This window comes from Kibdelosporangium aridum, assembly GCF_900176515.1.
GTDB lineage: Bacteria > Actinomycetota > Actinomycetes > Mycobacteriales > Pseudonocardiaceae > Kibdelosporangium > Kibdelosporangium aridum.
Genome location: NZ_FWXV01000001.1, coordinates 1204908 through 1215644, shown reverse-complemented (window position 1 = coordinate 1215644; position 10737 = coordinate 1204908). Strand labels below are relative to the sequence as shown.

The 10737-nt window shown below is 68.1% G+C and carries 3 protein-coding genes; all 3 read right to left on the bottom strand.

Annotated features, from left to right (window positions below; all coding sequences use genetic code 11):
* From B9C43_RS05120 to B9C43_RS05110, 3 genes are read right to left on the bottom strand one after another with little or no spacing between them, the layout of a single operon-like run.
* A complete protein-coding gene (locus B9C43_RS05120) occupies positions 1–288 on the bottom strand; it encodes an acyl carrier protein (protein WP_200825422.1) in 288 nt (95 codons plus the stop codon).
* Positions 281–4222 carry a type I polyketide synthase gene (locus B9C43_RS05115; RefSeq protein ID WP_084424868.1) on the bottom strand — a complete coding sequence of 1314 codons (3942 nt, stop codon included), beginning with the start codon at positions 4220–4222 and terminating at the stop codon, positions 281–283. The genes B9C43_RS05120 and B9C43_RS05115 overlap by 8 nt, the downstream gene beginning before the upstream one ends.
* Positions 4210–10680, bottom strand: a complete 6471-nt coding sequence (locus B9C43_RS05110; RefSeq protein WP_235038435.1) for a type I polyketide synthase — start codon at positions 10678–10680, stop codon at positions 4210–4212. Before B9C43_RS05110 ends, B9C43_RS05115 begins: the two co-directional genes overlap by 13 nt.
* Positions 10681–10737 lie beyond the last annotated feature (57 nt).

Genomic DNA, 10737 nt, shown 5'->3' with positions numbered 1-10737 from the left:
TCAGCCGGTGCTCGCGGCGGGTTGCGCCTGGATGTGCCCGACGAGCTGGCCGACGGTCATCGCCATGATCTCGTCGATGTCCATGTCGCCGAGGAACGCGACCAGGTCGACTTGGCTGCCGTAGCGTTCGCGCAGCTTGTCGGCCAGTGCGACGAACTCGATGCTCTCCAGGCCGAGGTCGTCGCTGAACGTGGTGTCCGCGGTGACTTCCATCCCGAGCAGCACATCCTCGCCGACCACCTCGACGATCAGCCTGATCACCTCGTCAAGCACTTCCGATTCAGACACGCTGCTCTCCCGTCTGCTGCCATGCGACCACATAGGACGTTCCGTGATCCGTGACGACAGCCGCACCCGGTTCGGTCGCGTCCCCGGGTTTGATGTCGATCACGACGTCGGTATCACCAGCGATGGCCACCGCACATCCGGCGGCCGAGGGCTTGCTTGGGTCAGCGCAGTGCGCGACCGAGACCTTGGGTGTGGCGAACGCGCCACGAACCTTCACCTTGGTGCCGTCGTCGGTCACCGTCAGTTCGACTGGAAAGATCGCGCCGGCGCCACGGTTCCACAGCCAGCGGCGCACCGCGTCCTTGGCTGCGATCATGCGGAGCAACCACTGGCGCCGGGTTCTCAGGTCGAGGCTCTCGTAATGGGCGCGCTCGGCTGCCGTCATGTACCGGCGGGCCATGAGTTCACGGGTCGCGCTGTCGTCGGCCCATTTCTCGGTCACCAGCACCCAGCCGCCGTTGTGGGGTTCGGCCAGTGTGTTGTGCTCGGGACGCAGCTTGACCTGCCAGATCCGGTCGTCTGTGGTGAACCGGCGGGTCGTCCAGCCGTCGATCCGGCACCAGACTTCGCCGTTCTCGGTCCGCAGTTCGGCGTCCGCCCGCATCGTCTCCGCGGTGACGTCCAGAATCCAAGCCTCGCAGGAGATCCGCGTCCCAGGCTCGGGATCCGGTCCGTAGAACCGGATCGCGCCGATGCCGGTGGGCAGCACGGTCTGGTCGACGTCCCGGCTGACCTGCATCCAGTGCCCGATCAGCTGTCCAGCGCAGTCCAGCAGCGCTCCGGGCGCGGGCAGGACGGTCAGCGCACCGGTGATCCCGTTCTCCGCCAACGTGGTGATCTTCGAGACACCGGCGAACCTTGGGCCGTGGAACATCCAGCCTTCGTCGTAGAGCTCGTTCGCTTTCACCGGAGCTGGGCGGGGTGCCTGCAATGGCGGATAGGCACGGTCTTCTGGCTTCGGGTAGGCAGGCTCGATTCGCACGAGCCCTTCGGCGTAGTCGCCGACGCGGACACGAACCACGTCGCCGTCCAGCTTGGCTGTGATGCGGACTTCACGCGCGGGCTCGACGTCCAGCCAACGCATGGCTCGTACCGACTCGACCGCGCTCACCACACCGGATGGGGCGACGGCCCTGGCCGCGTCCTTGATCACCTCGACCAGGCCGGTGATCGGCACGATCGGGAACCCGTCGGACAGATCGTGCCATCCATCGGGTTGCGGGAAGATCGAGTGGTCCACCAGGTGCGGCATGGTCTGTACCGAGAAGACCCTGCTCAGCTCGACTTCGGTCGGCTTGGGCGCGGCCAGTGCGTCGGCGACCTCGCGCGCGACCGCCGTGGTCTCCGCCAGAACCGCGCTCAGGGCAACACCCACCGCGGTCGAAGCGTCCACGGTCACTGGCTGGTCGACGGTGATGGGGTCAAGCTTGACAGGCTTGAGGCCGAGCGAGAGTCGTTTTCCGCCATGACCGCGCTGCAGACCGAACGCCCACAGAGCCGCGGCGGCCCGATGCTCGGAATCGCCCGCGATGGCCACGAAACCCTGGCCGGTCAGCGTGTCCTCGACGAAGCCGGGCAAGCTCCCCGCACCGACCTGGACGAACGCACGGATCCCGTGGTCGTGCAACCGTTGCAGCAGCGGCCGGAACCGGACGGGTTCGACGAGGTGCCGCAGCACGAGTTCCCGGATCGCGGCTGGGTCGTCCGGCATTGGCGCCAACGAGGTGGCGGACCAGACCGGGATCGACGGCGGATGCACGGCGAGAGCCTCGACCGTGGCCTTGGCTCCCTGCAGGTACGGGGCGAGCGCCGGAGTGTGGAAGCCGGTCCGGAACGGCATGATCTGGGCAAGGATTCCGTGTTCCTTGAGGCTTTCCGCGGCCCTGGCGAGGTCTGGCGCCGGTCCGCAGATGACCGACTGATGTGGACAGTTGTCGTGGCTGACGACCACGTTGACCCTGAGCTCGTCCAGGATCGCCTGGGCTTTCTCCGCCGAGCAACCGAGCGCCGCGTAGACCACGTCCGCGACCCCGACCATGCCTGGGCGAAGCGACTCGACGAACTCGTCGATCGTGGGGTAGATGCCCGCGACGATCATCGCGGTCCACTCCCCCATGCTGTGCCCGGCCATCGCACTCGGCACGATCCCGGCTTCCCGCAGTTTGTGCGCCTGCCGCCGACCGGCTCGCAGCAACGTCAGCGCGTGGTCGACCACTGACTCCTCACCGGACAGCTCGGCCGTGCCGCGTTGTTCGAACCCGGGGAACAGGAAGGCGATCTGGTCGTTGCGGGTCAGCAACGGCTTCGGCGAGAACCAGATGTCGTGCCTGCCGGTCCACTTCTTACCCCTGGCCACGACTTGCCGGGCCAGCTTGAGCCTGCGGGCGTCCGGCTGCCAGATCACCAACCGGCACGGCTTGTCCTGCGCCCGAGTCCGCAGCGCGGCCCGGCTCAGCAGATCGGCGTCTTCGGCCAGCAGTTCCCGTTCGAGTTCCTCGGCCGAGTTCGCCGAGAGGAACAGCACGGGCGCCAACGGATCCGGCTGTACTGCGCCTGAGTCGCTCGCTTGCTCGAGAACGACGTGTGCGTTGATTCCGCCGAAGCCGAAGGCGTTCACACCTGCCCGACGCAACCCGTCCCACGCCTTCGGTTCGAGTACGGGCTCGAACCGGGTGCCTGCGAGGGCCGGATGCGGGTCCTCGATGTGCAGTGTCGGCGGCAAAGTCGCGTGGTGCACGGCGAGAGCGGCTTTGATCAGCCCGGCCATCCCCGCCGCGGGCATCGCGTGCCCGATCATCGACTTGACCGTGCCGATTCCGACCTGAGCTCCCACCGCACCGAACGCCTTGATCATCGTGCTCAGCTCGGCCGCGTCACCGGCCGGTGTCGCCGTGCCGTGCGCTTCGATCAGGCCGAGGCCGTCGCCGGGTTCGAGTCCGGCTTCGTGCCAAGCTCTGCGCACGGCCAGGAGTTGGCCTTCCGGGTTCGGCGTCATCATGCTCGTCGCCCGGCCGTCACTCGCCGTTGCGACACCACGGATCACGGCGTAGATCCGGTCGCCATTGGCCACGGCATCGTCGAAACGCTTGAGCAGGACCATGCCGACGCCCTCGGACAGCAGGGTTCCGTCGGCTTCCCGGTCGAACGGCCGGATCCGCTCCTTCACGCTGAGCGCACGCAGTTGCGTGAACACGCTCCACAATGTCGGGTGATGCGACACGTGCACCGCACCGGCCAGCATCGCGTCGCACCGGCCGGAGATCAGCTCGCGGACCGCGTGCTCGACGGCCACAAGGCCCGAAGCGCAGGCCGCGTCCACTGTGTACGCGGGACCGAGCAGGTCGAACCGGTTGGCGATCCTGGACGCGGCCAGGTTGGGCACCAAGCCAATGGATGCCTCCGGCTGCTCGGGGCCGAGCCGTTCGGCGATCGCCTGCCGGAGAGCTTTGGCGTCGACTCCGGGCATGAGGTCCTGCACGACCGAGATCAACTGCCCGACTTGGACGCGCTGGTCAAGGCGGGCGCAGCCGGGCGTCAGGTAGCCGCCGCGGCCGACCACGACCCCGACCTTCGCCCGGTCGGGCAGAGCTTGTTCGCCGCCCGCGTCGGCAATCGCCTCGGCGGCCACGCCGAGAGCAAGCAGCTGGTCAGGTTCGGCCGCGTCCACTGTGGACGGCATGATGCCGAACCTCGTTGGGTCGAACATCGCGAGGTCGTCGAGGAACCCGCCGCGCCTGCAGTAGAACCGGTCGCTTGCTTGGACGCCGGACGGGTCGTAGTAGATGGCCGGATCCCAGCGTTCGGCCGGGATCGTGCCGATCGCGTCGACCGATCCGACGATGTTGTGCCAGAACGCCGGCACATCGGCGGCGCCGGGGAACAACGCCCCCATGCCGACGATCGCGACGGAATCGACACTGCCTACGAGGCGCATTGATAGACCACCTGGACGGCGTCACCAACCGCGATCTCACGCAACAGGCACGCGACACCTTCGCGCGGGTCGATCAGCTGGATGCCACGGCGTGCGTACTCCTCGGCGAGATCCGCCGCCATCCCGCTGCCTGCCCACGGGCCCCAGTCGACGCTCACCACGCGCGCGTCGGTCTGGGTTGTCCAGAATCGGGCGATCCGATCAAGGGTGTCGTTGGCCGCCGCGTAGTCGGCTTGGCCACGGTTGCCGAGGACACCGCTGATGCTGCCGAACAACACCACGAACTTCGGGTCGTGGCTCAGTGCCTTCGCCAGCGCTCGCGCGCCGTCGACCTTGGTGTTGTAGACCCTGGCGAAGGCCTCCGGGGTCTTGTCGGCGATCAGCTTGTCGTCGAGGATGCCCGCACCGTGCACCACGCCGTCGATCCGGCCGAATCTGCCGGCGATGTCGGCGATCACCGCGTGCACAGCTTCGACGTCCTGCACATCACACGCGTGGTAGCGCACAGACGCCGCTGAGGACCGCAACGCGTCCATGGTCGCGCGGATCTCCCGCTCGGCCAGGATCTGCCGGGCTTGCGCGGCGATCTCTTCGCGGTCCTTCAGTCCCGTCTCGATGAGAGCCCGGCGAAGTTCGGCCTCGTTCTGAGCCGACGCTGTTCGCGGGTCCTCAGGTCCCTTCGGCGGGGCTGTCCGGCCGATGAGTTCGATGCGGCATCCTGTCCGCTCGGCCAGTGCGATCGCCGCGAGGGCGGTGATTCCCCGTGCGCCACCGGTCAGCAGCACCACGCTGTCCTCATCGAGGTCAGGCGTGCCGTCGCCCTGGATCTCCGAGACGCCCAGTTCGATCGTGTACCGCTGGCCGGAGGCGTGCCCGACGATCACCGGGCCGTCCACTGTGGTCAATTCGGCCAGCAGGGAAAGGGCGATCAGCGAGTCGCTTTCCTTCGCACTCACGTCGACCGCACGGATGTGCAGGTCCGGGTACTCCAGTGCGGCCGTTCTGATCAGGCCGTGCATACCGAGGTCGAGGGGCTCATGGTGGTCTTCGGGCTCGCCGTACCCAAAGGTGCCGCCGCCCGCGGTGGCCACGATCAGGCCCTTGATCCCGGCTGTGAGACACGCCCGGATCTCCTCGTAGGCCTCGGGCAGAGTCGGCTCGCCGGTCGACCTGAGCGCGCTGAGGTACAGGACGTAATCAGCGTCTACGCCTGACAGCTGGTCGACCGTGTGCGGTGTTCCACCGAGCCGTTCGATCCGGTCGGCGATCTCCAGACCGACGTTGCCGCCGTCATCCACGATCAGCACCCGCTGCCCTGCCAGCGAAGTGGGTTGCGGGCACGCGTCGATGGTGACCACTGTGGGCACTTGCCGGACTGGACGGCCGCCTTCGACTGCCACCTTCTCCTGTTTTGGCGCAGGTGCTGGCGTGGTGTCACGCTGGCCGAACCAGCCGACGATTCCTTCGATGGTCTTGATCCGGGTCAGCGCCTCGACAGTCGTGCTGTCGCCGGTCACGCCGAGTGCGGTGGCGAGCTCGCCGATGATCTCGGTCCGCTTGATCGAGTCGATCGACAGGTCGGCTTCCAGGTCAAGGCCTGGCTCCAGCATCTCGGGCGGATAGCCGGTGCGGGCACTGATCGTCTCCAGCACGACCGTGCCGACGTCGACGGCCCGCTCCGGCTCCTTCACCGGCTCGGGTGCCACAACCTCAGCAATCACGGCCGGAGCCGGAGGCGCACTGACAGGTACAGGCGCCGTGCCGAGGTAGCCGAGCATCACATCACGCTGGGCGGCGACGGCTTCGCGCATGCCGTCGAGGAATTCCTTGACGATCGCGTCCCGGTTCAGTCCCGTTGGGACGGTGAGTTTGGGCGCCTCGGTGGCCGGGCGCAGGCCGCCACTCAACGCTTTTCCGTTGGCGTCACGCACGAGTCCTCCATCAACGAACCACTTGGGGCGGGACGGAATGTCCTCGAGCCGGACCGGTTCGGCCCGTCCGGTGAACAGCGGAGCCACGTCGACCGGGACGCCCGCGACGGCCAGTTCGGCCAGCGTGGCGAGGAAGGTCCTGATCCCGTTCTGGCCGGGAGCGTCACACGACACCGCGGTGTACGGCCGGTCACCGAGAATCTTGCGGACCAGCCCGGTGAGCACACCGCTCGGCCCAGCCTCGACGAACACCCGCGCACCGGCCCGGTACATCGCCTCGATCTGGTCGACGAACCGGACCTCGGCCGCGACCTGACGGGCCATGGTCGCCCGCACGTCCCGATACGGCTCCGCGTCCACATTGGACCACACCGGGAACTGCGCCTGCCGGACTTCCTGCGATGTGAGAACGTCCGCGAAGATGTGTTCGGCCTGCGCGACCAGTGGACTGTGGAACGCCGCCGCGACCGGAATGGTCCGCGCCGACAGCCCGGCTTCCTTCAGCCGCTCGACAGCCTCGGCGATCGCTGTCGTACCGCCGGAGATCACCGCCTGGGTCGGCGAGTTGTGGTTGGCGACCACGACGGTGTCCGGCACGAGTTTCCGGACGTCCTCGATCGCGCCCGTTACCGCTGCCATGGTGCCCGGGTCGTCGCCGATCGCGCTGACGATGGCTTTCGCCCGCGCTTCGCTCAGCTCCAGCAACTGCTCCGGCTGGAACACCCCGGCCGCGGTCAACGCGACGAGTTCGCCGTAACTGTGCCCGCCCGCCATGTCCGGCCGAACCCCGAGCCACGCCAGCAGTTCCGTCATCGCGAGTCCCGCGATGCCAAGCGTGGGCTGGGCAACGGTCGTGTCGGTGATCGCGGCTCGTTGCCGCTCCGCTTCCTCGGGCGTCGTGGCCGCGGCCGGGAACATCACGCTCTCGTAGCGTCCACCGGCCAGCCGCAACGTCTCCTGCAGTCGCGGGAACGCGGTGAACAGATCCAGCAGCATGCCCGGCCGTTGACTGCCCTGGCCTGGGTAGAGGAACGCGACCTTCGGCGGCTCGCCGTCGTGGCGCAGTCGCACAGATCCCGACGCACGCCACGCCTGGACGTCTGCCAAGACGTCTAGCAGCTCGTCGATGTTGGTCACTACGGCCACAGCCTGGATCGGCTGGCTTGGTGAGATCGCGGCCGCGGTCGCTGCCATGTCACGCAAGGCTTTGGGCCGTCCCGCGTCCTCATTGGCCTGTGCCAGCCGGGCGAGCCGCTCGGCGGCCCGTTGCGCGGCCGCTGCGTCCGAGCCACGGAACACCAACAGCTCGGCAGGCCATTCGCGCAGGCCGTGCCAGGGCTCGTCGACTCCGCCGTAGCCGGTGATGACGGTGTGGAAGTTGGTCCCGCCGAACCCGAACGCGCTGACTCCGGCCGTGCGCTGCTCGGCAGGGGCCGACCAGGTGCGGTGGCCGAAGGCGAACGGGCTGGTCTCGGGCTTGTAGTAGGGATTGGGCTTGGTGACGTGCAGTGTGCCCGGCCGGATCCCGGTGTGCACGGCGGTCGCGGCCTTGATCAGCCCGGCCAGGCCCGCTGTGCACTTGGTGTGCCCGATCTGCGATTTCACCGAGCCGATCGTGGCGCTGCCGGCTTGCGCTCCGGCGTCACTGAACATCTCGGTCAGTGCCGCCAGCTCGGTCCGGTCGCCGACGACCGTGCCGGTGCCGTGGGCCTCGACGAGCCCGACTTCCTTCACCGAAACGCCAGCCGAACCGTAAGCCCGTTGCAGCGCACGGCGTTGCCCGTCGGCGCGTGGGGCCGTGAGTCCCAAGGACTTGCCGTCGCTGGAGGCGCCGATTCCCTTGACCACGGCGTAGATCCGGTCACCGTCCCGTTCGGCGTCGGCCAAGCGCTTGAGCACGACACACGCCACACCTTCGCCCAGTGCGATCCCGTCGGCAGCCGAGTCGAACGTGGCGCACCGGCCGCTGGGCGACAAGGCCTTGACCGAGGCGAACATCAGGTAGTCGTGCGCGCTGTTGTGCAGGTCAACGGCCCCGCACAACACCATGTCACTGGTACCGGCCTTGAGTTCCTTGCAGGCGACGTCCAGGGCGGCCAGGCTCGACGCGCAGGCCGCGTCGACGGTGTAGTTGGCGCCGCCCAGGTCGAGCCGGTTGGCGATGCGCCCGGCGATGACGTTGCCCAGCACGCCGGGGAACGAGTCCTCGGTCAACGTGGGCAGGTACTCGTCGAGCCCTTCCGGTGCGCTGCCGTACAGGGCGGGCAGTGCCGACCGCACGGTGTACGCGTTGGCCAGGTCCGCTCCCGCTTCGGCACCGAAGATCACCGACGTGCGTTCCCGGTCGAACTCGCGGGTCTCGTACCCGGCGTCGCGCAGTGCCCGCGCCGCGGCTTCCAGAGCAAGCAGTTGTGCGGGTTCGATCGAGGTCAGCGAGGTCGGCGGGATGCCGTACGCGAGCGGGTCGAACGCGACCGGATCGAGGAATCCACCCCACCGCGACGGCGTGGCGTCCTGGTACAGCTCAGGGTTCCACCGCTCGGCCGGGACTTCACTGATCGCGTCGACACCGGACACGATGTTGGCCCAGTACTCGGCGACGTCACCCGCGCCAGGCAGCATCGCGGCCATCCCGACGATCGCGACGTCCAGCGGGTCGGCCCGCTGCTCGGCCGGCCGCTCGGCGAGCTCGGCGTACCTGGCCCGCAGGAACTGCTGGCTGGTGACCTCCTCGTGCAGGCTGGCGATGTCGGTCAGCTCGGACCGCAGCGTCGCCACTTGACCGATCATGAACATCCCGGCCCGGCGCTGCTCGTCCGCATCGACGCCGATCAGCTCCTGCCCCTCGCGCTTGAGCGCGCGGCTGGCGATCCGCAGCCTGCCGAGGTTCAGCTTCTCCAACTGCTCCCATGCTTCTTGCTTGGGCGCGTCGGCGAGGTCCGCCTTGGCCTGCTCGAAAATGTCCACAAAGGACGACTGGGCGCACCGCACGCTGTGCCCCGGTGAGGTCTCCAGCAGCGCGGTCTGCTCGCATTCCACCGCGACCTGCTGGAACACCGGGGTGATCGCGCCGTGTTCGACGGCTTCGCGCGTGAACAGGTAGGCCGTGCCCATCAGTGCGCCGACGCTCGCGCCCTTGTCGACCAGGGGCGCGCTCATCGCCGACACCATCGCGGCCGAGCGTTCGTCGTGGATCCCGCCTGCGAACAGCACGCTGACGTCGTCGAGCGACGCCCTGCGCCGCAGCACCGAGATCTGCTGCTCCCACAGGGTGAAGCTGGATCGCGGACCCGTGTGGCCGCCGCACTCCCACCCTTCGAAGACGAACTTGCGGGCGCCGTCGTCCAAAAAGTTCTGCAGCAGCGCGGGCGACGGGACGTGCAGGAACGCCTCGATCCCGGCATCTTCGAGCACACGGGCCTGCGCCGGGTTGCCACCCGCGACGATGGCGTACGGCGGTTTGACGGCAAGGACTTCCGCCAATTGGGCCTGCCGCAGTTCCGGCTCGGCGAAACCGAGTATTCCGACACCCCACGGACGGGTGCCCAGCCGAGCGGCTGTCCGGGTCAACAGCGACCGGGTCTGCTCACCGTTCATCAACGCGAGAGCCAGGAACGGCAGCCCGCCGGCCTCGGCGACGGCCTCGGCGAAGGGGGGTTGATCGCTCACGCGGGTCATCGGCCCTTGTGCGAGCGGGTAACGTAGTCCATTCGCACGCGCGCAGAAAGGTCCATCCGGCCGCAGTGCTGGATTCCGCGCGGCCAATTCGAGATTGGCCTTCACAGTTTTCTGAATTAATTGCACGACACCGCCTGCGGTGCGGCACGATTGCCGCAACCCATCGGCCAGCGCGCCGTCCTGACCGATCCGCAGGGCATAACCCGCGCCCGGGCGGGCCAGCACGCGATGCCCGTCGACAATAGCGGTGTCGGCGCCGTCCATCCCGGAAATTGCGGCCGTGACCTCGACATTCAGACAATCACGGACTTCGTCGGCAAGTGCGAACTGACTGTCCAGAAGGACGCCACGAGCCCCACCCGCGACGGCCGCGGCAGCGGTATTCGGCCCGATCCCCCCAGCCGCCCACACGGGCACGTCGAACTCGGCGAGCAGCCGCTGCAGGAGCACGAACGTGGTCAGTTCACCGACCCGTCCGCCCGACTCACTGCCGCGTGCGACCAGTCCGCTGGCACCGGACAGGACCGCGGCGCGCGCTTCGTCGACCGAGGTCACCTCAACGATGACTCTTCGGCCAGGACTTGAAACAAGTTGGGGCGTAACGATTGTGTCGACGTCGTCCGCCAGCTCGTCCGGACTAAGTGGACAGTCCGGGGCAAGCCGGACACCGAAGGGGCCGGCCAGTCGTCGTCGAACGAGCGCGAGCTCGGCCAGCGCTCGCACGCGATCGCGGCCGAGGTCGAGCACGCCGAGACCACCGGCACGCTCGACGGCGACGACGAGTGCGGCGTTGGGCTCGCCGAACGGGCTCACACCAATGACCAGGTCACGACAGGAAAGCGCGCTCAAATCGATTCCTCCTCCACACCTACAGGGCAAGGGATGTGAAAGGAAACCAGTGGTGAA